18 protein-coding genes are annotated in these 22,698 nt (G+C 60.5%); 5 read left to right on the plus strand and 13 right to left on the minus strand.

Annotated features, from left to right (window positions below; all coding sequences use genetic code 11):
* Window positions 1-10 precede the first annotated feature (10 nt).
* From ACZ5B4_RS03715 to ACZ5B4_RS03730, 4 genes are all read right to left on the minus strand, one after another.
* Window positions 11-2,629 carry a GDSL-type esterase/lipase family protein gene (locus ACZ5B4_RS03715; RefSeq protein WP_464913092.1) on the minus strand — a complete coding sequence of 873 codons (2,619 nt, stop codon included), beginning with the start codon at window positions 2,627-2,629 and terminating at the stop codon, window positions 11-13.
* A 291-nt stretch (window positions 2,630-2,920) separates the two neighbouring features.
* The gene (locus ACZ5B4_RS03720) at window positions 2,921-4,267 is read right to left on the minus strand and encodes a Gfo/Idh/MocA family protein (RefSeq protein ID WP_464913093.1); all 1,347 of its coding nucleotides are present in this window, start codon (window positions 4,265-4,267) and stop codon (window positions 2,921-2,923) included.
* 136 nt (window positions 4,268-4,403) lie between these two features.
* Window positions 4,404-6,698 carry a sodium:solute symporter family transporter gene (locus tag ACZ5B4_RS03725; protein WP_464913094.1) on the minus strand — a complete coding sequence of 765 codons (2,295 nt, stop codon included), beginning with the start codon at window positions 6,696-6,698 and terminating at the stop codon, window positions 4,404-4,406.
* Window positions 6,699-6,995: 297 nt separating this feature from the next.
* Window positions 6,996-8,861 carry a rhamnogalacturonan lyase gene (locus ACZ5B4_RS03730; protein WP_464913095.1) on the minus strand — a complete coding sequence of 622 codons (1,866 nt, stop codon included), beginning with the start codon at window positions 8,859-8,861 and terminating at the stop codon, window positions 6,996-6,998.
* Between the two features lie 161 nt (window positions 8,862-9,022).
* On the opposite strand from ACZ5B4_RS03730, the gene ACZ5B4_RS03735 reads away from it, so the two are divergent.
* Window positions 9,023-9,793, plus strand: coding sequence for a hypothetical protein (locus tag ACZ5B4_RS03735; RefSeq protein ID WP_464913096.1), 771 nt, complete (start codon window positions 9,023-9,025; stop codon window positions 9,791-9,793).
* A gap of 59 nt (window positions 9,794-9,852) precedes the next feature.
* Here the strand turns inward: ACZ5B4_RS03735 and ACZ5B4_RS03740 are convergent, their stop codons facing one another.
* Window positions 9,853-10,362, minus strand: a complete 510-nt coding sequence (locus tag ACZ5B4_RS03740; RefSeq protein ID WP_464913097.1) for a hypothetical protein — start codon at window positions 10,360-10,362, stop codon at window positions 9,853-9,855.
* Between the two features lie 260 nt (window positions 10,363-10,622).
* Between ACZ5B4_RS03740 and ACZ5B4_RS03745 the strand changes: the two genes are divergently transcribed.
* Window positions 10,623-11,054, plus strand: coding sequence for an NUDIX domain-containing protein (locus ACZ5B4_RS03745; protein WP_464913098.1), 432 nt, complete (start codon window positions 10,623-10,625; stop codon window positions 11,052-11,054).
* A 512-nt stretch (window positions 11,055-11,566) separates the two neighbouring features.
* Here the strand turns inward: ACZ5B4_RS03745 and ACZ5B4_RS03750 are convergent.
* Entirely contained in the window at window positions 11,567-13,288 is a 1,722-nt protein-coding gene (locus ACZ5B4_RS03750) for a hypothetical protein (RefSeq protein WP_464913099.1), read from the minus strand.
* Window positions 13,289-13,472: 184 nt separating this feature from the next.
* Between ACZ5B4_RS03750 and ACZ5B4_RS03755 the strand changes: the two genes are divergently transcribed.
* Both ACZ5B4_RS03755 and ACZ5B4_RS03760 read left to right on the plus strand, forming a co-directional pair.
* On the plus strand, window positions 13,473-13,742 hold the full coding sequence (locus tag ACZ5B4_RS03755) for an acylphosphatase (RefSeq protein ID WP_464913100.1): 270 nt from the start codon (window positions 13,473-13,475) through the stop codon (window positions 13,740-13,742).
* Window positions 13,743-13,941: 199 nt separating this feature from the next.
* Window positions 13,942-14,937 carry an ABC transporter permease gene (locus tag ACZ5B4_RS03760; RefSeq protein ID WP_464913101.1) on the plus strand — a complete coding sequence of 332 codons (996 nt, stop codon included), beginning with the start codon at window positions 13,942-13,944 and terminating at the stop codon, window positions 14,935-14,937.
* A 71-nt stretch (window positions 14,938-15,008) separates the two neighbouring features.
* Here the strand turns inward: ACZ5B4_RS03760 and ACZ5B4_RS03765 are convergent, their stop codons facing one another.
* From ACZ5B4_RS03765 to ACZ5B4_RS03795, 7 genes are all read right to left on the minus strand, one after another.
* The gene (locus ACZ5B4_RS03765; RefSeq protein ID WP_464913102.1) at window positions 15,009-16,226 is read right to left on the minus strand and encodes a serine hydrolase domain-containing protein; all 1,218 of its coding nucleotides are present in this window, start codon (window positions 16,224-16,226) and stop codon (window positions 15,009-15,011) included.
* A gap of 239 nt (window positions 16,227-16,465) precedes the next feature.
* Window positions 16,466-17,005 carry a 50S ribosomal protein L9 gene (gene rplI, locus ACZ5B4_RS03770; RefSeq protein WP_464913103.1) on the minus strand — a complete coding sequence of 180 codons (540 nt, stop codon included), beginning with the start codon at window positions 17,003-17,005 and terminating at the stop codon, window positions 16,466-16,468.
* A gap of 132 nt (window positions 17,006-17,137) precedes the next feature.
* On the minus strand, window positions 17,138-17,596 hold the full coding sequence (locus ACZ5B4_RS03775; protein ID WP_464913104.1) for a single-stranded DNA-binding protein: 459 nt from the start codon (window positions 17,594-17,596) through the stop codon (window positions 17,138-17,140).
* Window positions 17,597-17,727: 131 nt separating this feature from the next.
* Entirely contained in the window at window positions 17,728-18,153 is a 426-nt protein-coding gene (gene rpsF, locus ACZ5B4_RS03780; RefSeq protein ID WP_464913105.1) for a 30S ribosomal protein S6, read from the minus strand.
* 91 nt (window positions 18,154-18,244) lie between these two features.
* Window positions 18,245-18,802, minus strand: coding sequence for an aminoacyl-tRNA hydrolase (gene pth / locus ACZ5B4_RS03785; protein WP_464913106.1), 558 nt, complete (start codon window positions 18,800-18,802; stop codon window positions 18,245-18,247).
* A 139-nt stretch (window positions 18,803-18,941) separates the two neighbouring features.
* Complete coding sequence (locus ACZ5B4_RS03790) at window positions 18,942-19,571, minus strand: 50S ribosomal protein L25 (protein ID WP_464913107.1); 630 nt, start codon at window positions 19,569-19,571, stop codon at window positions 18,942-18,944.
* A 256-nt stretch (window positions 19,572-19,827) separates the two neighbouring features.
* A complete protein-coding gene (locus ACZ5B4_RS03795) occupies window positions 19,828-20,778 on the minus strand; it encodes a ribose-phosphate diphosphokinase (RefSeq protein ID WP_464913108.1) in 951 nt (316 codons plus the stop codon).
* Window positions 20,779-21,015: 237 nt separating this feature from the next.
* Between ACZ5B4_RS03795 and ACZ5B4_RS03800 the strand changes: the two genes are divergently transcribed.
* Complete coding sequence (locus tag ACZ5B4_RS03800) at window positions 21,016-22,389, plus strand: leucine-rich repeat domain-containing protein (RefSeq protein WP_464913109.1); 1,374 nt, start codon at window positions 21,016-21,018, stop codon at window positions 22,387-22,389.
* The last annotated feature ends 309 nt before the right edge of the window (window positions 22,390-22,698 follow it).

Here is a 22,698-nt window from a genome sequence, read left to right on the forward strand (position 1 = left end):
TCGCGTGCTTTCACTTCTTTGCGGCGAGGATTTGGGCGACCTTCTGCCGCAGCAGCTCGTTCCAAATCTCATAGCCGCGCTGATTGAGGTGCAGACCGTCCTCTCGCAAGAGGTCGCTCCGCGGGAAGCCCTGGTCGTCGAGCATGGGCTTTTCGACGTCCAAATAATGCACGCCGTGCTCGGGGTGGTTTTCCGCCCACTCTCGAATCTTGCGATTGGCCTCGCGAATCTTGTCGATCAGGCGCCACCGCGCCACGCTCGGTTTAATGCCGATGAAGATGATAGGAGTCTGCGATCCCTCGCCGCGGAGTTTTGCCACAAAGGCCTGGAATCGTTCGAGAACCGTCTGCGGCTCCGCGCCGGCGGCGATGTCGTTGTCGCCCGCGTAGAAGACGATGAGCCGCGGTCGGTAGGGTAGGACGATGCGATCCGCGAATTGGGTGACCTCGTGAATTTGAGAGCCTCCGAAGCCGCGATTGATGGTGGGCCAATCCCGGAAGGAGTGGACCGTGTCCCACAACCGAATGCTGGAGCTGCCGACAAACAGCACGGCGTCTTCGGGCGGTAATTGATCGCGGTCTTGATCCTCAAATTTTCGAATATCGGATTCCCATCGCGTGGCATCGGCGGGACGTCCCGCTCGTTCCCCAGTTCCAGCCTCGGCATCGCTGAGTGCCGGTTGCCCGCGCGGACCGATTTCCTCGAACGGTGGCGCGCGGAACGCCGGCAACTTTGCGAAGACGGGGGATTGCGGGTTCCAACGCAATCGGCCGTTTTCGTCGAGCAGGCCGCTCTCATCGGCGGTGGGTACGACGAGGTTCTCCTCCGCTGTCAGATAGGATCGTGCCTTGGCCTCCACGGATTCCCAGGTGCCGCCCAGGCAAATATTGCGTCGAATGACATTTCCCCGCGGCGCCGCCGGTTCCTGTTCCAGGATGGGGGGCAGCTCGGGATAGCGTTCGGCCCAAAGGGTGTTTTGATACGGCATGGCGCGGAGCCGTTCCGTCATGGTCGTAGCGACGTGATAGGAGGCCCAACCCATAGCTCGGGCATCCACGTGAACGGCCGGTTTGCAGTCGATGAATAGGTTGTTCTCAACCAGATTATCTCGACCGCCGCCGATGAACGCCGCGCGCGTCACACGGACGAAGATATTGTCGGCGATGACCGTCCCGCAGAACATGTCGTCGAGATACACCCCCATGCATCCGCGATTCTGAAAACCTTGAATGTCGTGGAAGTAGTTCTTTTCGATCCGCGTACCCCGCATCGTCCAGTCTCGCCCGGAATAAACGGCACCGGCGTCGTTGGACTCCAGGCAGACGTGATGGATCTCGTTGAAGGCGATGAGGTGATCGTTGCCGGAGAATCCTACAGCCTGATGCGGGGCATGGTGAATGTGGTTATGGAGGACGCGTTGTCCCACGCCGCCGACGGAGACGCCCGCTCGATACATTGGGTAGATGCGACCGTATTCGGAGATTTCGCAATCCGCGACCTCATGTTGCGACGGAGTCAGAGTGGGACGATCGCCGCCGTTCAAGCTGACTCCTCCCTCTCCCAAAAGATAGAGGCGCGACCGCCGCACGGCACATTTTTCGCCGCCTTGGATGCGCACACCCCAGCCGCCGCCGTTGCGCAGCAGACAATCCTCCACCGCGACTTGGCGGCAGTCGCGTATGTCGATCATCGTACCTCTGGCATGCTCCAAGATTAGGCCCGAAAGGGTCACGTGTTGGACCTCGGCGATGCGGAAGAGCGTCTCCGATACGGAGACGGCCGGGCGGCCCGATTTCAGGGCGGCATCCACTTCCGCCGCCTTTTCCAGAGGCGGCAGGAAGTAGAGGATTCCCGTCTCGCGGTCGAGATACCACTCGCCGGGCTGATCGAGCTCGCACAGCAAATTGAAGCCGTAAAACCACTGCCCCTTGCGATACCCGTAGCTGTGATACGGGGGTTTGACCTCCAGAATCCGCTTTTGAGAATCGATCGACGCGACGGGATGGCGCTGGTCCGACCAGTCCCAGAACCAGTAGCCGTGGACCCAGGGATCTTTTTCCCCGATCCATCGCAGCGGGCGATCTCCCTCGAAAACGAACTTCCCCACTTTATCTCCGGGGATGCCGTGAATCGTTGTCGGTTGTTCCCCGAGTATGTCGGCGATGTGCGTGAAACCGGCGTCGGGCCAACGCGCGAGGGTCATCGGGCGATCATCGAAGAACAGCTCCGATCCGCCTCCGCCCGGCGATCCGAAATCACGGATCCCCAGATCCTTGAGGAAGGTTTGCCGCACGCGATCACGAACCTCCTCCGGCAGGCGGGCTTTCACGCCGGGGTCGGTGACCGGTTGCCACGACGTGAGTCGCCGGCCGCCGCTGATCCGAACCTTGCCCGGCACGGCCGCCCTGATTACCAGCGGCGGGAGCGACCTATTCGCCCCTGAAATCGTGACCGGGCGTTCCAGCGAGTACTCGCCGGGCTGGATCACAATCTCTACGCAAGATGCGTCCGCCGGAAATTGAGCCGCTAAATCGACGGCCCGGCCGATGGTCGCGACGGGGCCGTCACCGAGGTCCAAGTCGGGACGCTCCAAGCGACCGGCCCAAGCGTCGTTACCGTCCACGGCCACGTGGATGATCGTTGCCGGCGGCTCGCCCGCAGTGATCGACGAAATCCGGGGGTAATAAAGGATCGCGAGGGAGAGTATCGCCAAGCCCAGGGCAATTGGCCGACGAGAAAGTGCGAGCCTATGCGGAGCCGAGCGTCCGCTTCGGTTTGAGTTCCGTTCGGGCGGTTGCATAACGCCGACTCCTTTTCCGGCAAGACAAGCCCGGCACCAATCTCGTGCCAAGCTTACCAGTTGGTCCATCATCCAGTTTCAGGGGTGATCTCGGTCGAACTCATCCACGGGTCGGAGGTATTACACCGTGTCCGGGGTAGGGTGTTGCCAAGGTTCGCGGTAGGGTCTCGCCAAGCGTTGATTCGCCTCATCGTCCGCCGCAACTTGAAGGTTTTCCGCGTCCCAAGTCAGGGTGCGACCGAGTTCCAACGCCGAATTGGCGAGAATGCACGAGGACGACGAGATGAACCCTTGCTCGATGTCCGCTACCGGTCTTTCGCGAGAATCCACGCAGTCCAAGAAGTTGCGGACGTGACGCCGAAGGGCGGGCGCGACATGGCGCTCGAGGTCCTTTTCGGTTTTGTCCTCCGGATACTGGTCCAGCTCGTAAACGACATCCTGATGGATGACGTCTCCGCGCTGCGGGATGAAATCGTAGCGCATGACGCTCGCCTTGAGCGTGCCTTTGTCTCCGTATAGGGTCGCTCCCCAAGGATAATCGGAATCCGGCGCGCTTCCCCAGGTGCGATGTTGCCACACGACGGTCAGATCGCCGAAATCGAATGAGGCGAGCTGCGTATCGGGGACGTTGGCCTTGCTTTGCTTATCGGTGTAAATTCCGCCGCTGGATGCGATCCGCCGCGGCCAGCCCAAATCCAGCAACCACCGCACCATATCCAGCATATGCACGCACATATCCCCCAAGATTCCGTTGCCGTATTCCTTGAAGGACCGCCAGCGACGGGGGTGGAAGAGCGGATTGTACGGCCGCAGCGGAGCGGGGCCGGTCCAAAGATCCCAGTCCAGGTAGTCGGGAGGGTTTTCGTCCGGCGGATTTCCGGAGGTTCGCATGTGATAGTAGCAATAGATCTCGACCAGGCCGACCTTCCCGAGTTTGCCGTCGCGAACGATGCGGTCGCGGGCGTCGATCAGGTGCGGCGTGCTGCGACGTTCTAGGTTGATTTGCACGACGCGACCGTACTTGCGGGCGGCGGCCAGCATTGCGGCACCTTCGATGACATCGGTGCTGATGGGCTTTTCGCAAAAGACGTCCGCGCCGGCCTTCATGGCCGCGATCGCCGCCAAGGCATGCCAGTGATCGGGCGTGGACACCAGGACGACGTCGAATTCGTTGTCGGCCAGCATCTTGCGAAAGTCCCCGTACGTCGCGGGCGTCTTGCCGGAAGGTTGACGTCCCGCCACGATTTCCGCGGCCTCCGCCAGCATCCGTTGGTCGACATCCGCCAAAGCCACGACTTCGCACGGTTCAACTTGCAAAAACCGCAAAAGAACGCTCTTGCCGTACCAGCCGCTGCCGATCAAGCCCAGCCTTCGCGGTTTGCGGCGAGTCAGCCCCACGGCATAGCAGGGGGAAGTACCCAAAATCAAGCCGGCCGCAGCCGAGGTAAGAAATGTGCGTCGCTTCATGGATCTGATCCCTTGTGGTTCTCGAGGCCCCGAATGCCCTTTCCTTCCTCGCACGCGCTCCGGCGAACGGAGCGCTTTCCTGTTTCTCCAGGTGAGTTGTCCGTGTAATCCCGTTCCACGACAACCCGGCACCGCTTCACTCGATCTTGGCGACGTTCGTCGATGATCGCAACTCAAGAACCTGCAACTCGCCGTTCGGTTGGGCGATCAAGACCGCCTCGGGGTTGCGAAGATTTTCGGGAATCTCTGTTGCGCGGCGGATTTCCACCTGGGCATCGGCGGAGGTGAACAGGCGTTTCTCGACTCCTCCCACATGCCAACGAAAGACTCGCACGCGCCCGTGCAGGCCGTTGTTGGTTGCCGCATCCTTCCCAATCGTTTCCGTGGTTTCAACGATTTCCTCTCCGTGGGGTACCCAGGCGATGATCTTCTCCGTGGTTTCGACATTGCCGTTCTTGCCCTTGTGGGGCCGGAGTTCCACGATGTAATCCCGCGACGGGGTCAGACGGAGTTGGAGGACGGTTCCCGCCGGGGCGCCGCCCGCTCGTTGTGCCGTCCCATAAGTCAACTCGCCGTCCAGGCCGAGGTAAAGCGTATCGTCCAGGAGGGGATTGTCGGTATGCAATTCCACCTTGCTTCCGACGATCGGTCGGCCGTCGAGCAACAGCCGTGCCTTGACGGGATAATAGGGCTCACCGCCCGAGAATGTCCAATACAGCCCCGCCATAACCAGGACCAGCACTAGCGCGAAGACGCGGAAGTCCAGCAGGCCGCGCCAAGCCCCGTCGGCGCGGAGGGCTTCCCACGGCGTCTTCCAGACCAGCGATTCGCTCTCGGCGGTGTGGCGATGGGGAAAGATAAAAGAGAGCAACACGATCGCCACGGATTCCGCGGCAAAGAGAATGAAGGCCATGAACAGACTGTTGATCGTCAGGACCTTGGAAAGTGTCAGGAGGAAGACGACCAATCCGACTAGGGAACCGCCCACAAGCGTGAGGAACGCAGCCCGGGCGGAAGTTCCTCGCCAGAATACGCCCCACACAAACGTGACGGCGGTAGGCGGCGCGACCACGGGAAACACGTCGACCATGGCTTGGAAGATCGTGGTATCCCGTTGCCCCAAGGCCATGGTCCAGGCGATCGCCACGCACATCGCCACGAACGTGGCGCAACGTCCGATCCAAACCAGGTTGCGTTCCGAAACGTTCGGTACCCATCGCTTGTAGATGTCGTAACTGAACAGCGTCGCGATGGAGTTGAGCGCGCCGGATACCGTGCTCATGAGGGCGGCCAACAATGCGGCGATCACGATGCCCCGAAAGCCCGGGTTGAGCATCGTCTTGATCATGTGAGTGTAGGTCTGCTCGGTATTGGGCGAGCCGTCGGGCAATTCCGGCAGCGGGGGTAGCTTGCCGGTGTTCACCAGACCCAGGCAGATGACGCCGGGGAGCACGAACAAGAAGACCGGCAGAATCTTCAGGAACCCGGCGAAAAGCGGGCCGATGCGGGCGTGGTTTTCGTTCTTCGCCCCCAGCACGCGTTGCACGATGGTTTGATCCGTGCACCAATACCAAATGCCTAACACCGGATAACCGAGAAAGACGGCGTACCATGTGATTCCGGTGGGATCGGCGGATGAACGAAGAATGGTGAGATTCACGGGGTGGACGCTTTGCACCAAGGAGTTCCACCCGCCGATCATGTGGAATCCGATCCACGTGATGCAGGCCGCCCCGACAAGCAATACCACGGTTTGGATGGTTTCCGTCACCACCACGGCCAGCAAGCCGCCCACGATGGTATAGATCGCGGTGGCCCCGGCCATCGCCAAGACGGTCCAGAATCGGTATTGCTCGGGCGAATCCACGAACGCCGACAAGACGGTACCTTCCAAAACGATGGCTCCCGTTAGCAGGGAAAATCCGATGTGGACGACCACGGCGGAAAAAATCGAAAGAATGGCCAGGTAGTCTCGGCACGGTCGATTGAATCGCCGTTCCAGAAAATCCGGGAGCGTCGCCACGTTGGCTCGCAAGTAGAAAGGGGCGAAGAAGAGCGAGAGAATGACCAACGTGAAAGCGGCCATCCACTCGAAATTGCCGTACGTCAAACCGGATGTATAACCGTTCTGAGCAAAGCTTACCAAGTGAATCGTGGAAATGTTCGTGGCGAACAGGGCCATTCCGATCATGGGCCAGACCAAGGACTTGCTGGCAAGAAAATAGTCGCTCCCCTGAGACTCGCGGCGTCGCAGGCCTGCCAAACAGCCCAGGATTACGATTCCAAACAGATAACCGCCCACGATCCATAGGTCGAGAGCGGACATGGTGACGTATTGCGGTGCGGTGGGTACACTCCCCGTTTCGGTCGCTGCTTGGGCCGACACGGTCCACCCCAGCAGGACCGTCGCCGCCATCCAAACTCGGACCATCGGGCGAACGCGATTTCCCCCGAAACCTGCCATTGGCACGTAACCTTTTACTGTGTAATGGGTAGTGGAAAAAAACGGATGAACGGGACTTGCAGTTTGCCGCGGATTGACGCCCGGGATGCCACAGCCGCGAAGGTCAGCACGCGCGGCGGCGACGCGCCGCATCCGGTCCGCAGTCCATGGTGAATCGGGCAATGCGGGCCAATTTACTCTCGTTCCGGTCTGATCGCAAGCGACTGCGTTTCGGCCTTGCCATGAGCGGCGGTGTTCCAAGACCTGATCGGTTGAGCCTGCAGATCACTTCGGGCTTGGGGCGGAGCGGGAGGCCGCTTCTTCGCCCAAGAAGAAGCCGGGATGCGGCGGTTGATTATAGCCGACGTTTTGCGCTGCGACGGCCGAACGATAGACTGGGTCATGCATCAGCGTGACCATGCGGCACGTTGTGGGTATGGGGGAGGTGAATAGCAGCAAGCGTTTTCCATCGCGCGAGGGCCAGAGCACCTCCTCCCTCCAATCACCGAGGATGTCGGCAATCAGACTGGGATTCCCTTTGCTGCCGTTAATTGAGACGCAGCCAAAGGCGGCGGCATCCAGCAATAAGTCGGCGGTTTCGCGTTCCGGCAGCCATTTTTCGATTCTGGTACGGTCCAGCAGTTCCCGCAGCAGGTCGCCGTCCCACCAGACGGCCATGTTGCAGGAAAGCGGGCTTCGCCGGGCAATACGCCGTCCCCGGCAGTCGAACACGCCTTGAAGTCCGGCGCCGAACGCCCAGCATTCCAGCCCTCGGTATCGGGGATCGATATCCGCGGTCATTCCGCGGGCGACGTCTTGTGAAGGAAGCCCCCATAACACTTCGCCCGTCGCCGCGTCGCGCAAGTTGCAGGCATGGGGATGTCGGGGACGCTCGTGGATGCCGAATACCTCCAAGCCGGGGCGGTCGGGATCGATATCCGTCACGTGCAAGGCGTCGCCGTGGCCTAGGCCGGTGCTGTAAAGCGGCTCGCCCGAGTCGTCGATCGCGCACGCCCCGTAGATGATCTCGTCTCGTCCGTCTCCATCGACGTCCGCTACGGCCAAGTTGTGGTTGCCTTGACCGCGATACTCAGGATGCGGCGAGTTGCTTGCGTCGGTATCGAATATCCAGCGAAGGTCAAGTTGTCCGCCCTGCCAGTCCCAGGCCGCCAAGACCGTTCGCGTGTAATAGCCGCGGGCCATGATGATGCTGGGATGCCGGGCGTCCAGGTAGGCGACGCACGCCAAGAATCGGTCGGAGCGATTGCCGTAGTCGTCGCCCCAGCCTCGAACGTCGCCGCGGGGTGGGACGTACGGTTCGCTCGCCAAGGCCTCACCCGTCCTCCCGGAGAACAGGGTCAAAAACTCCGGACCGGCCAAGATCAAACCCCGGTTGTCCCGGTAGTTCGCCGAGGGATCTCCAAGGACTTTGCCGCCGCCGTCGATCGTGCCGTCCGACGTGCGGCAAGCCACCTCGGCGCAGCCGTCGCCGTCGAAGTCGTAGACGAGGAACGGCATGTAGTGGGCACCCTCGCGAATGTTCGGTCCTAAGTCGATACGCCACAGGAAGTGACCGGTGAGGGTATAGGCTTCGAGTTTCGTTCGTCCCGTGGCGCCGCGCTGCGAGTTGTCCCTCGGTCGCATCTCCTGTTTGATGACGATCTCATAGATGCCGTCTCCGTCGAGATCGCCCACGGAAGCGTCATTGGGAAAGTGCCCCGCCAGGGTTTGCAGGGGAATCTCCAAATAAGGTGTCGGGGACGGTGCGAGCGGGGGCGAACGCTCGATGACCCTTTCGCCGTTCAGCGTCTCGACGACGTATCGGTTTGCACCGACCCTCGCCGTGAAGTCGATGAAGAAAGTGGCTTGATCGAGGGCGTTCTCCGTCAACCGCAGCATGCTGCCGTCGTCTTCCACGCGATAGACGTGGAAGTGCGTTGCCGGGGCATCCGTGGCAAGCAGACGCCAAGAGACGGCGACCGTTCCGTCCTCGCGAGCGATCGCGACAACGCCGCGGTCCAATCGCTCCATCATGCGTGCGGGTTCGTCACCCACGAGCGGATGAAGACCGAGAATGGCTGCTGCGAGAAAGGCGGGTAGGATGCCTCCCAGGATACTCTTACCTGCCGGGATCTGATTACGAACGACCATCGGACAATCTCAGTTTGGAAAGGACGATCGGTACGGAGGAAATCACGGGCGGAGTAGTATTTGCGGACCCTTGCGGCGGACGTACACTGAAGGGATGCAATGGTCGGTCATCTTTTCCGGTTGCCGGCGGAGCCGTGCCGCGACCGCGAGGTCCTAATCCCATGAGCATAGAATTCCTCTGCCCGAACGGGCACCGCATCCGCTGTTCCGAAGACCGGGCCGGCAAACCGGCCAAGTGCCCTCGTTGCGGGATCAAGTTTCTGATTCCTACCTTAGAGGAGATCGCGGCTGCGGAAAAGGCGGAGGAAACCGCGGCGACCTTTTCGGCGGGAAGAGAAGAAAGAATCGAGTTCTTGTGTCCCAACGGTCATCGGCTTTTCGGACCGGCGGAATTGCAGGGAAAGCCCGGCAAGTGCCCGGAATGCGGCAGCACCTTTCGCATCCCCAGCTATGAAGAGCTGACGGAATCCGAGAAGACCGCAGCCGCTCAGGTGTCCGTGGCTACCGATTCCGCCATCGACACCAAACGCAATGCGCTCGCCGTAGGGCAGGGTTTGGGCGACTCCGCCATTACCTTCGACAGCGGTCTTCATTTGGAGCTGACAGGGGGCAGGCCGACGGCCGACTCCCAGCGGGCCTCGACGGCAACGGGCGGAAATGTCAAAGTCGGCGATAGCGGCGGCGCTTCCATGGCCGATATATTCCAGAGTATTTGGCAGGCGAAACCCCCGGGGGCGGAATTGCGAGTCGAGCTGGACGGCGGAAAGTCTCTTCTGGTGGAGCAGTGCTTCGCGTCTTGGACCGGCGAAAAGTTGCTCGTGGTGAGGGCGGAAGAGTCGCCCTACGGAAGAGGCCTGGTCGTGCTCCCTTGGGCTGCAATCCGTTTCATCCACATCAAGGGAATGACGGAGCCGCCGGCACACCCTACATAAAGCTTCGAGGAAACGGCCGGAAATCCCACGAAACGGGTTTGGAGCGGCTGCGGCCGGTGTCAAGTACCGGATTCTTCTTCCGGGCCGAAGAGGTCCTCTTCCGTCATGAGTTGGAAACCGTGTTCGCGGAGAATCTCGCAGGCGGAGGCGGCATCACTCACGCTGAGCAGCGCGATGGATCCGTGCTTGCCCGCCATGGCCAGCACTTGCCCGGAACGGACATCCACATGTTCTCTCGCCAAGGGCAAGCACACCTGCAACAGGGGTTGCGGGCCTGAAGCGAGCCGCACGGCAGGCAAGCGATTTTCGACGATGGGTAAGCCCGCCCGTTCCAACACCTCCCTACCGACCGAAGCGGGGTACAAGATGAAGCAGGCAATGGCGTACCCCAGTTCCCGTCGAAAGTCAAAGCTCACCAGCCGGCAATTCCGGGCTTCAAAGCGAAGCAGCAGGTCCGCCAAACGGGACGGTCCGTCATCCAAGAACACTGTGAATTGCGTGATACCGCAGTAACCTTCTCCGGAGCTACCCTTTTCGTTTGAATCGCTATTAGTAGGGGCCTGAGACATAACGTCCTCGATTTCTCGTGGCTACCGAAGGTCTTGTTATTATAGATTCCGCGCGGACGCTGCGACGAGGAGGCGGGATCGACCGCAGGTTCCCGGCAAATCTTCGGCCGAACGGGCGCGCGATCGCTGAAACCGATCCCAGGCCGAATCATCAGGCGCCCGGGAGAAGATAGCAGGATGTCGGGATATCGCGAGAGAGATTATTGAGGGAAGGGCACCGAAGGGCCGGGCGGCCAATGCGAAAAGGACGCGTTTCATCCATGAATCATCTCGATCGAGAAAACCGTGGGGCGGTTCGTAGAGGCGTCGTGGCCGTGATCCTACGCGGTCAGCGATTCCTCATCATTCGTCGCGCCGCTGAAGTCGTCGCGCCGGGGATGCTGTGCTTTCCCGGAGGCGGCATGGAACCCGGAGAAACCGAGGAAAAGGCCCTCGTCCGCGAGCTTTTCGAGGAATTGGGGGTGAGTGGCTCGCCTCGTTGCCGAATCTGGCGGCGAGCCACTCCTTGGGGCGTGGATCTGGCATGGTGGCTGGTGGAGCTGGCGGCGAGCCAGCAGGTCGCTCCCAATCCGGCCGAAGTCGCCGAGTGCCTATGGCTCACGGCAGACGAGCTGGAGCATCGCAAAGACTTGCTGGAAAGCAATCGTCAGTTTCTTACGGCCTGGAAAAACGGCGAGATCAAGCTTCCCTAGCGTCGCCTCGCGCAAGGTCTCGGCAAATCATTGGCGGAGCACACTTACCGCAACGCTGCGGCCGAGAAATCGGTGAAGCAGCCGAGGACAACGCGGCGCTCGGCGTACATGCTCGCGGAGAGTAGCGGGCACCCAATTTTCGTAGCCGAATCGCGCTCAGCGTGGACTATCTCGCCTGTGCAGACGGCTCTCGGCCTAAAAGGGAACATTGTCTCAGCAACGGACCGTCCGCGGGTGGCGGCGAGGAACGAGCGTTCGTCGCTTCGACGAGCGAAGAGCCTGTTCCCTTTTGCGGGCCGGATGGTTGACGCCCAGCACAGGTTGCCGATTAAGGGTGAGAGAGTCTTCTCTCAGCGTTTGACGCTGGATCAGCGCCGTGGGAATAGTGCCTCCCCCGGGAGGAGCCGCTCGGAACGGCATAGATTATTCTTAGGGAGGGATCGGGTGATAGGCCGGGCCGAAAGGGCTTAAGCATCTCGGTTGCTCTTGCCCTGCACACCCGTCCCGGTCCACTACCGATAGAAAAATTCGTTCTGCGGGGGGAGTGTGTCCCCAAAAGGCAGAACCTTGGGGGACTGCCGGTCCGCCGCCGCCTCGGTGCCCAATTCCTCTGTCACAACTCGTGACGTTGAGCGATCGCCAGCGATCGTGTCCTCCATCGGCTTGATTGTCCCGGCCATGGGCGTCTCTTGGAAACCCGTCAACGGCTCTGCCTCGACCGGGAGCCGACGCAGAGGAAGCGGAATCGACGACGACGCCTTCCCATCGTAGCCGGCACGAGTGTCACTTTCGGGGAAGCCCGGGAGGATTCGGCCGCTTTCTAGGGTTATGGAAGGTCCGTGCTCGCCGTGCTCGGTATACCACGCTGGAAAGAATCTCTGGTTCTCGTCTGCTGACGGAAGCAGGGCCGATCCCACCTCAGCCTCACAGGCAACGGCGGGCAGAACGGCCGACGGCGCTTCCAGCGCCGAGGCCGGGACCACGGGGCCGGGAGTCTCGGATCCGAACACGGGAGATGTCGCTTGCTGTAACTCGGGAGGAATGCCGCCGGGCATATCCATGCCCATTTCGTTGGGCGAAGGCTGTGAATTCTCGCCGCCATCCTTCCGCGTCACGGCAAATACCCAGTCCACCAACTCCCGATATTGGCGCGCCGAGGTGCCGGAAAAAATCGGCGCAGCGCCGCCGCCGTGCGCGCGGCTAGGTACCGCAAGCAGCGGGCTTGCACCGGGATTATCGAAGTCGATCCAGCCGAGCACGACTTCGAGGTTGTGGGCGGTTTCGGAGCGAGTGGCGGGGCGCCCATACGGAATGCGCAACAAGCGGCGTTCCTCCGGGGAGTTCGCGCCGTGGCAGCCCGCCGTGGCGCACTGATTACTCAGAATCGGCTGAATTACCCGAACAAAATCCGGACCTGTGTTTGCCGGCAGCCCGCGAAGGAGGACGGTCGGATCGCTTCGTCGAGCGGGAGCGACGGGACGGCTCGGAACCTCGATAATCCTGATTGAGAGCGGAGCCGTCTCGCGGTTTTGATCTTGACCGGACTGCATCGGTTGGGGGCCTGCGCCGGCTTGAACCGTGCCGGACAGCCAGGAGGGTAACGGCAGCGGATCGGCGGCGGAAGACGCCGCATGATCGAGTCCCCCGGCGTTCGGTGCCGAAGGTTCTCGTTGTTTGTGAGAGAAAGCAGAGCGAGCGGAATCGGACAATTCGATCCGTCGCTCGGCCAGGCTGAGCGTCGGGTGGTCCGGGCGGAGGGATCGAGCAAGCTGCAATTCTCGCCGGGCCTCTTGCTGGAGGCCGTGGTCGATGCACCAGACGGCGAGTTCCAGGTGTGCATCCGCCTCGCCCGGCGGCAGGCGATCACGCTGCCGGGCATACAATTCCAAAATGCTGCCGGCGATTTCCTTGACTTCTCGCTTGGGGATCAGGATTTCGCCGTGATTCACCGTGACGCGGACCTTTTCGCCGTCATCTTGAATTCGGCCCTCGATAACGGCTCCGCTGCGAAGCAGGACGGCCCGTTCGGTCGACGCCGGCGGCTCAACGATAGTTAAGAATGGTTCGCCGACGGCATGAGCGGAGTCGTGGAAAAAGGAAGCGCAAACGACAAGGGCAGCGCAGAGACCGAAAACCCGCGGCACCCGAGAGACACATTGGGGTCGGGGAAGCCCGAAGTTCGGGTCCCGTCGAAAGTTCCACGGTATCTGGTATTGCTTGAGGATCGTGCTCATGATGGAGGTAACGGTACAAAATCTTGGGCAGGGGGGGCAAGAGCGATCGCGTAACGAGGGAGTTTCCGGGGCTGCGACGCCAAGCGTTGCGGCGAAAGTGAGGGACGGGCGCGACTCCGCTCATTGCAAAACCCCGGAACGAGGCTTGCGGAAAGGGCGAAAGCGAGTCGAGGTGAGCCGGCGGATGGAACGGCGGGAAATCTACTACTCCGGTAGGGTGCAAGGCGTGGGGTTCCGGTATACCACGCTGCAAATCGCGGCGGGTTTCCAGGTCACCGGGTACGTGGAAAACCTCGCTGACGGCCGAGTTCACCTCGTAGTGGAAGGCCCCCCCGAAGAGCTGGAGCGTTTTACCCGTGCGGTCTCGGCGCGATTGCGGCACCATATTCGAACCGCAGAGGAGGCGCGCGGCCCGGCGACGGGAAGTTTCACCGGATTTACGATTCGTGGGTGAAGATCGATCAGATTCTTACCGCTACGGAGGGGTGCGCGGAGTTTCGATGAGAGTTTCCGCACCGTTTGAACCAAAATGGCGAGTGTGTCGTATTGCCCCAGTCGGCGGGTTGCACGGACGGTCGCGCCTTCCGTGAGATTGCCGGATTGCGGACGGATGGACTGCCGGATGAAAGCTGCACTCGGAGCTATGGCTTGGTATGAACACGTTGCAGACTGCTTCCGAATTATTCCAGCCGGTTTTCGCCAGTTGGCTTGGGCGGCTGGATACGCTTGTTGCGATGCTTCCCGTTTGGATGAAGCCGCTCTGGATCGTGGTCCTGGGCTTGCCTGCCGCTTTGGCGCTGATAGCTCTGGGTCTGCAAGCGCTTAGCCTCGTGGCTCCGCGCGTCACTGCGATCGCTCGGACGACGTCGAAGGAAGCCACGTCGCAACCGCTGTTTTACGTACTCTTGGCGTTCGGCATTGTGGCCCTGCTGTTGTTTCCCGTTCTCCCGTTCAATACCTTCGGCGAGGATATCAAGCTCGTCAAGGCCGACGGTTTAACGCTGATCAAGGTTTTGGCCGTGGTTTTGGCCGTCTGGACCGCCAGCGTATCCATTGCCGAGGAGATCGAGGGGAGAACCGCGTTGACTTTGCTCTCCAAGCCGATCGCCCGTTGGCAGATGGTCGTGGGCAAGTTCCTCGGCGTGATGTTGCCTGTAATTCTGCTTTTCCTCCTGCTGGGGTCCGTATTCCTTTGCAGCATCTCTTTCAAGGTGAGTTACGATTCGCGGGAGACGGCGCGGCCGGATCCGACCGTGCAAGAGTGCCGGAACGAGATGCTGCAAACCACGCCCGGCTTGGTGTTGGCATTTTTGGAGACCATGATCTTGGCCTCCGTGGCAACCGCAATCTCAACACGTCTTCCGCTTTTGCCAAACCTGGTGATTTGCGCTACCATTTACGCCTTGGGACACCTCTTGCAGACCGTCGTCCAACAAACCGCGGATCGGCTGGAATTCGTGGCCTTTGCGGCCAAACTATTGGCCGTGGTCCTGCCCGGGCTGGACTACTTCAGCATCGAAACGCCGATCGCCACGGGCCAACCGGTGCCGCTTGAGTACCTCGGTTTGAGCTTGTTGTACAGCGGCATTTATATCGGCATGGCCTTGTTGCTTGCCCTGCTGCTTTTCGAGGAGCGCGATTTGGCGTAGAAGACGGCCCGAAGTCATATCGGGCCGAATCTGTAAGCCGGCCGAAATCCAAGCCGGAAGCGCTGCGTCCGCTATTCCCGAATCGCTTGCACGGCAATCTCTTGGAATGTCTTCCGGATGGAGGACTCGTCGGCATTTGGTAGGCCCGCCCGTTGGATCAACAAGATGAAGATCATCTCTCGCCGGGGATCGATCCAACCTTGCGTCCCGAAGGCTCCGCCGTGACCGAAGGTTCCCGGAGAGAGCATTTGGGTAACGCCTTGAGGCCGGCGGACGATGCACCAGCCGAGGCCCCAGGCATTTCCCGGGGTGAAGCCGACGGTAAATTCACCGGTCTGGACGCGTAACATTTCGGCGACGGCCTCCGAAGATAGGATTCTTGTTCCGCAAAGCTCACCGCCGTTCAAAATCATTTGATAGAATCGGGCGAGATCGCGTGCCGTGGAGAACAGGCCGGCCGAGGGATTCGGTGCCCGGGTTCCGGCGTCATCCACAATCCACGAGGCAAAAGGGTCCAGGGCGTCTCCGTCATCGGCCTTCTTATACAGCCTGGCCGTTCGCGTCCGTTGCTCTTCACTCGGCAGAAATGTCGTGTCTCTCATGTGCAACGGTTCGAAGATGTTCTCTTCCAGGAACCGGTCAAACGGCCGGCCGCTTACGACCTCCACCAGGCGGCCGCAAACCGTCATACCGGGGCTGTAAGCCCAGCGGGTGCCGGGTTCAAAACTCAAGCCGCCGCCGACGATGGCCGAGACCGTTTTCTCCAAGGTTTCTTCCGTTCGCTGGCTGCCGCTGAAACCGGACGTGTGCGACAGCAAGTGCCGCACCGTGACCTGCCCTTCCGGTTGCTTATCGCCAATCTTGAGATTTGCAAACTCCGGGAGATATTTCGCGACGGGATCGTCCAGTCCCACCTTGCCCTGGTCGACCAAGATCATCAGGGCGGTGGCCGAGATCGGCTTCGTCATGGACGCGATCCCGAACAGGGTATCCTCGGTCATGGGGATTTGCCGCTCCAGGTCCGCCCGGCCGACCGCCGCATGATGGATGATTTGCCCTTTTCTTACCACCATCGTCACGGCTCCGCTGATTTCCTTCGCTTCAACAAAAGCCTCCATAGCCGGCCGAATCTTGGCGAGGATGGCCGGGTCCGCGCCCACGTTTTGCGGGTTTCCCTCGCGGAGACACGAATCACCTTCCTTGGCGTACGAGGCGGACGCGAAGGCCGTTGCAAACATCAAGCCGAAATACAGCGCGAGGCGGCCGAGACTTTTGTCTGTGGGTTTCATGAGTTCGTACTCCCGAATGACCTGGCCGGTTGCGAGCCTTGTTCCAACGAAGCAACGACACCATCCTAATCGGCGGCGCGAGCTTAGCAAAGAGCTAGGGCCGGCACCGGCGTAAACGAGACTGGTGTGGTGAAGAGAGGGCGGCGTACAAAAAACAGGGCGTGCCGTGCGGCACGCCCGACAAGTCGATCAACTGTTGTGGGAAGCAATCGGCGCCGAAACAGAGGCGATGCGACCGCTTACCGCGATGGTTTCTCACCCTCACTCGCGGCCGGAACGACCCACACCTTGAGGTCGGCGAATACTTCGCCGCCCAGATGCACTTGGACGGTGTAAAGCCCCAATTCCTTCAGCGGCCCTTGGAGCCGTACCTGGTCCGGAACGATGTTGATGTTTTCCCGTTTCAAAGCCTTGGAAATCTCGACGGGGCCGACCGATCCGTACAGATGCCCCTCTTCGTTGGCGTTGGCCTCGATGGAGATGCTGACCTGCGAGATGTTCTCGGCCAATTGACGGAGATTAGCCAGTTTCGCCCGTTCCAGCTCCAACAACTTGGCCTTGTGTTTTTCGACCATCCTGCGGTGATGATCGGTCGCCACGGTGGCCAAGCCTTGGGGCAACAGATAATTGACGGCATAGCCGCGTTTCACCTCGACCACGTCGCCGGGCTTGCCGAGGTGTTCGACGGTGCCCACCAGCAAAAGCTGCACTCCGCCGTGCGGGCCGCGGGGGAGACCGCGTGAAGGGTGTTTCCGTTTTTTCTGTTGGGAAGCTGCCATGAGTCCGCCTCAGTCCTGATTCTCTTGTTAGCCTCGCCGGCCTTCGTGATAAATCTTCGCTCGTGTTTAAGATTCAGTTCGACGCTTCGATTTCGACGCGAGCGGCACCATTATCTCCGGTCCCGGATCGATTCAGAACGGTACGTCATCGTCCGGCGGGATATCCGCGGGCGGGATGTCGTCCGCGGCGGCGCTGCTCCCAGCGGATGCCGCCGGGCGTCGCTGCCGGGCACTGCCGCCGCCGGCGCCCTCGCTCCCACCCCGCGCCCCCAGCATTTGCATACGTTCGCCCACCACGCGTAACCGGGACCGCTTTTGCCCATCCTGCGACTCCCAGGTGTCGAGCCGCAATCGCCCTTCGATCAAAACGGGCGACCCTTTGGTGAGATACTCGCCGGCGACTTCCGCGGTTCTTCCCCAAAGGGTCACATCGACGTACACAACCTCGTCAATCCACTCCCCGGCGGCATTTTTCCTGCGTTCGTTCACGGCAAGCCCCACGTCACAGACCGCCGTTCCCTGGGGCGTATAACGGACTTCCGGATCGCGGGTCAGGTTTCCCAACAAGATAACGCGATTGTAACTTGCCATGGATCCTCCCCGTGCCCCGGATTCGCGAGTTATCTCTCGATTCAATTGAATGTGATACTCGGAAGGTATCAGGCTCCCGGTGCGGATGCTTGACGCATTCAACCCGTTTTGCCGAGCCGCGGGAGCATGGATCAATTGTCGGCATCGGAATCGATCACCGCCTCCACGTCGACGTCATCGGAGACCTCCTCGGCCACATCCCCGCCTGCCGTGACCGTGCGCGGAGCTACCAGTCCGCCCCGGGCGTGCTCGACCAGCATATCGATGATCCGCGGATCGACGCGCACATGCATGTAACGAAGGATGTAATCCGCGTGCTGGAATCGAGCCCGGACCTCGTCCAAGCGAGTGCCTTCCAGTTTGAAGTACACCAGCCAATAGGTTCCTTTTCGCTGCTTTTTGATGGGATAGGCGAGCCTTCGCTCCTCCCACATGCGGCTGACCAGAACTTCGCCGCCGGCATCGGTGATGGCGCTGGTGATCTGTCGAACCGTACCATCCGGATCCCGAGCAAAACGGCCGGAATCCAAAATGTAAAGCCCTTCGTAGTAATTCAAAATGGCACTCCTTAAACCACCGGATGCCCGGGGCCGATTTCCTTGGCATCCGCCCAAATTGATCGACTTCGGCAGGGAGGACGGTCGACCCTCAATTATAACGGTTCATGCACGCGTCGATTCCCTGCTTGACCCACACTGCCACCGCATCGCATGCCTTGATGACGGCCTCACGAATGACTGCTCGTTCTTCCGCCGAAAATCGCGCCAGCACAAAGTCCGCGGCATCCAGGCCCTGCGGCGGCGAACCTATTCCCACCCGCAATCGGGGAAAGTTTTCCGTACCCAAACTACGAATAATATCTTCCAAGCCTTTATGGCCGCCGGAAGACCCCTTGCCGCGGATCCGAAGCTTCCCCAACGGAAGGCTCAGATCATCGCAGATCACCATCACGTCTTCCGGGGCAAGCTTGAAAAAACCGCGTGCTTCAGCCACGCTCCTGCCGCTGCGGTTCATGTACGTCGTCGGGCTGAGCAGCAGGACCCGCACCCCGTCGATCACCACATCAACCGTCTCGCCGGCGAAGCGGTTGCGGGGTTTCCCCGCTTCGAAGCGCCGCGCCAGTTCGGCCAGGACGTCATAGCCGACATTGTGGCGGGTCCCGTGGTATTTCGCGCCGGGATTGCCGAGACCGACGACCAGCTTCACCGGCGGTTCGCTTTCAGGTTCCCCTACGGTACCGCCGAGCCGTTCGATCAACCGTGACCACAATGCCCGCAGCACCGAGGATTCCTCGACTCATGTCCGCGTAACCGACTTTTCCGATTGCGGAGAGGGGATCGAGCCCCTATTCACTCTCCTCCTCGTCCTCCTTCTTGCGTCGAATGACCTCGGGCTCCACTTCCGCCGGTGCCGCTCCCTCCGTGCTCGGCTCCTCCTGTTCCACCGCCATCCGGCATTCGACGACGACCGTGGAAGGATCAAGCTCGGTAGTGGCACCCTCCGGCAATTTGAGATCGGCCACGGTCAAGAGCCGGTTCAATCCCAAGTCACCGATACTCACGTAAACGACCTCGGGCAGCTTATCGACGTCGCATTCGATCGTCAGCGAGTGGAGGTGCTGTACCACGACGCCGCCTTCTTTGACGCCCGGCGCTTCGCCGCGAAGCTCCAGCGCCACTTCTGCCTCGACGCGCTCGTGAGCCGAAACCCGTGTCAGATCGATGTGGAGGATATGCTTTCCCCAAGTATCGCGCTGCAATTCCTTGATGAACGCATCCTGCTGAACCGCCCCGGTCAAACGAATCAATCGGACTCCATGCCGAACGGCGTTCGCAACCGCGTCCGAGGGCAAGAGGAGGCAGACGGTCTCTTGTTTGTGGCCGTAGAGCACCGCCGGTAACTTGCCGGCCGCTCGCAAGCGGCGATTACTGCGCTTCCCGCCCGGCTGCCTCAGTTCCGCAATAATTTCTTCCATATCCGCAAGGCCCTTCCACAGTAAATCGCAGGCGACGCCCGCCTTCGCGTATGTTTTCGGATCAGATCGGGAATCCTTGATTTTCAACAAAACGGCGAAAATTTCAAGGGTGGGTGAAGCGATGGCCCTTAGTTGTCGCGCGAAGGAGCATGCTCCCGCGCCGACGTTCAAGGGGACGGCGGAGGCGTTCGTCGCCCTACCCCGTAGCCTCCGCTGCCGATCCGCGTCGGTGGAAGCACGAGCGTGCCGGCCATGTTTAGCGGTACATGCCGAACAGGCGACTCACGGACTCATTGCGATGGATGCGTTTGACGGCCTCCCCCAAGAGTTCCGAGACGGTAAGCACGCAAATATTTGGGAGTTGGCGCCCGGAGGACAGGGGGATGGTATCCGTAACGACGATCCGCTCGGCCGGGGCCGTGCTCAATCGTTCCAGACACGGCCCGCAAAAGACCGCGTGCGTCGCCGCCAAGTAGATCGCTTTGGCGCCCGCCTGTTTCACCATCCTGGCGGCACCGGTAATGGATCCCCCCGTGCTGATCATGTCGTCAAACAAGAGCGCGGTCTTCCCCTGAACCGATTCCCCGATCAGATGGGCTTGAGTGGTCGCCGCCCCCTCACGTCGCTTGTCCACAATGGCAAGCTTGCCCCCGAAAACGGGGAGATGGATCAACGTGCGTTTAATACTCCCTTCGTCCGGGCTGACGACGACGATATCGTCCAACGGGATGCCCAGGTTGAGAAAGTAACTGTCCAGGACGGGGGCGGCGTAAAGGTGGTCTACGGGGATATCGAAAAAGCCCTGGATTTGGGGGGCGTGAAGATCCATGGTCAGAATTCTGTCGGCGCCCGCCCGAGTTATTAGGTTCGCCACGAGCTTTGCGGTGATGGGGACACGCCCCTCATCCTTGCGATCCTGCCGGGCATAACCAAAATAGGGGATGACGGCGGTGATTCGTCCGGCGCTGGCCCGCTTGAAGCTGTCGATCATGATCAACAGCTCCATGAGGTTATCGTTGACCGGAGGGCAGGTCGATTGAACGATGAAGATGTCGCGACCGCGGACGTCTTCCTCGATCTTGACGGAGATTTCTCCATCGGCGAAATTGCCGAGAGCAATTCGTCCGAGGGGTAATCCGAGATATTGAGCGACCTTCTCGGCCAGCTCGCGATTGGACCGTCCGCTGAATACCTTGATCTCGTGCATGGCTCACGTCTCACCGCTGCGGCGGAATCAACCCCGGTGCGACAACACGTCTATCTTCGTATCGCTTTTCCCAACCTGCCAGGGGGATTGTCCCGATTCGCGGGTCGAACCGGTGATTCCCCCCCCATTCTTCAGCCGGTGAAAACGAGCCATGCTAAACTGATTGGGAGGGTTTTCGGACGGGTGAAATACCGCTTGAGTCTTCCGTGTGTGGCTGTGATTTGCAAAGGCCGATTCATGGATTTTCTTCGGTTTTTCGCGGTATCGACGGGCGTTGCGTTTACGATCGCGCTTTCGCCGGCATGGTGGACGCTTCTATGCGGCGGAGCGGCCGGAGAATCTCGGGAGATTTCCGAATCCGCCGGCGTCGGCGCGGAATCACCGTCGGCGCGGCAGCACGACTCCGGTCGGTTCACGACACTTGGGGACACGACACCTGCGGAGGAAGAACGCTCGCCGACGTCTCAACAAATCACGACGCAACAACTTCTGGATTTGCTCGTGCCCGAGGAAAGGCCGATTGCCGAATTGCTTCAAAGTAAGGCGGCGGTACTGGGAGTCGATAAGCCGACCAAACCCGCTCGGCTGGAAGTCGTCGATCTGTCGGGTTGCCGCATTGTCGATGCCGACGTTGCCGAAGTGAGTCGCTTGAAGAACGTCAAGTTTCTCCTGCTGGATGACACTCCGGTCACCGATGTCGGTTTGGCGTATGCGGCGGGGATGCCGAGTCTGGAGCGCATCAGCGTCAACGGCACCGCGGTGACGGGCGCCGGCTTGGCCGTCCTCGGCGACTTGCCGCGCTTAAAAGGCATTTCCGCGGCGGGCACGCGCGTGACCGATGCCGCCATGCCCATGATTGCCGCCATGCCGAATTTGGAGGAGCTGACGCTTGCGGGTACGGCCGTCACCGATCGGGGATTGAGCGAATTGTCCGCCGCCAAATCCCTGCTCTACTTGGACGTGAAGTTCACCCGCATCGGTGATGTGGGCCTCGAAAGCCTGAGCGACTTGGCCGCGCTCCGTTATCTCAACCTGCTGGGAACTCGTGTGACGGACAAAGGCGTCGCGGTCTTGGAAAAACTCGCTGCACTGGAGGAACTTTACCTGCCGGAAAAGATTACCGATGCCGGGCTGGTTCACGTCGCTCGGATGCCGTCCCTTCGTTATTTGGGGCTTCCCGGTGCTGCGATCTCCGACGCGGGTTTGGCGTCGCTGCGATCGCTGGAAAAGCTGCAAGGCTTGAACCTGGCGAAAACCCAGGTTACGGATTCCGGCTTACAGTTGCTGGCGGGATTGACGGAGATCCGGTACCTCGATCTGAGCGGGACCTTGATTACCGACGCCGCCGCGGCCACTATTCGACAGTTCGATAGATTGAGCTTCCTCAACTTGAGTGGAACGAAAATAGGGGATACGACCCTTCGGGAAGTGCGAAGTTTGCGGGGCTTGCAGAATCTGGGGCTGGAGGATACTTTAGTTAGCGACGAGGGTTTGGACGCTATTATCGAGATGGCGGGACTTCGCGTGGTGGGTTTGAGTCGCAGTCGCGTGACGGAAGAGGGCGTGAAACGGCTGCGGTCGGAAAAGCCGGATTTGAAAGTGATCTACTGAGCGATCTCCCGCCGATGCAGGAAATCACGAGGAATGGTCCGCGGTTTAACCTTTTTTGGCGCGGTCTCCGGCAAAGCCGTTGAACGATTCAGAGTAACCGTCGGTCGCGGTGATGCAGTTCGACATCGTAAAAGCGACGGACGGCGTCAATCAAGGACCGGATTCCTGGCCAAGGGTGGGTTTTATGTACCACTATTTTGGTGGTGCACTCGTGCTGCCTGGAAGTGCAGGATCGCGGTAACCCGCGAAGGCTGTTTCCGAGTTGCCGAGGCGCAATTTCGTTGACAGACGATTTCTAAGAGGTATTAT

Source organism: Thermogutta hypogea (assembly GCF_055386265.1).

Bases quoted from the DNA above. Each gene is read 5' to 3' on its own strand.
- ACZ5B4_RS03720 (WP_464913093.1), bottom strand. From the start codon at position 4,267: ATGAAGCGACGCACATTTCTTACCTCGGCTGCGGCCGGCTTGATTTTG.
- ACZ5B4_RS03725 (WP_464913094.1), bottom strand. From the start codon at position 6,698: ATGGTCCGAGTTTGGATGGCGGCGACGGTCCTGCTGGGGTGGACCGTG.
- ACZ5B4_RS03730 (WP_464913095.1), bottom strand. From the start codon at position 8,861: ATGGTCGTTCGTAATCAGATCCCGGCAGGTAAGAGTATCCTGGGAGGC.
- ACZ5B4_RS03735 (WP_464913096.1), top strand. From the start codon at position 9,023: ATGAGCATAGAATTCCTCTGCCCGAACGGGCACCGCATCCGCTGTTCC.
- ACZ5B4_RS03740 (WP_464913097.1), bottom strand. From the start codon at position 10,362: ATGTCTCAGGCCCCTACTAATAGCGATTCAAACGAAAAGGGTAGCTCC.
- ACZ5B4_RS03745 (WP_464913098.1), top strand. From the start codon at position 10,623: ATGAATCATCTCGATCGAGAAAACCGTGGGGCGGTTCGTAGAGGCGTC.
- ACZ5B4_RS03750 (WP_464913099.1), bottom strand. From the start codon at position 13,288: ATGAGCACGATCCTCAAGCAATACCAGATACCGTGGAACTTTCGACGG.
- ACZ5B4_RS03755 (WP_464913100.1), top strand. From the start codon at position 13,473: ATGGAACGGCGGGAAATCTACTACTCCGGTAGGGTGCAAGGCGTGGGG.
- ACZ5B4_RS03760 (WP_464913101.1), top strand. From the start codon at position 13,942: ATGAACACGTTGCAGACTGCTTCCGAATTATTCCAGCCGGTTTTCGCC.
- ACZ5B4_RS03765 (WP_464913102.1), bottom strand. From the start codon at position 16,226: ATGAAACCCACAGACAAAAGTCTCGGCCGCCTCGCGCTGTATTTCGGC.
- rplI (WP_464913103.1), bottom strand. From the start codon at position 17,005: ATGGCAGCTTCCCAACAGAAAAAACGGAAACACCCTTCACGCGGTCTC.
- ACZ5B4_RS03775 (WP_464913104.1), bottom strand. From the start codon at position 17,596: ATGGCAAGTTACAATCGCGTTATCTTGTTGGGAAACCTGACCCGCGAT.
- ACZ5B4_RS03790 (WP_464913107.1), bottom strand. From the start codon at position 19,571: ATGGAAGAAATTATTGCGGAACTGAGGCAGCCGGGCGGGAAGCGCAGT.
- ACZ5B4_RS03795 (WP_464913108.1), bottom strand. From the start codon at position 20,778: ATGCACGAGATCAAGGTATTCAGCGGACGGTCCAATCGCGAGCTGGCC.
- ACZ5B4_RS03800 (WP_464913109.1), top strand. From the start codon at position 21,016: ATGGATTTTCTTCGGTTTTTCGCGGTATCGACGGGCGTTGCGTTTACG.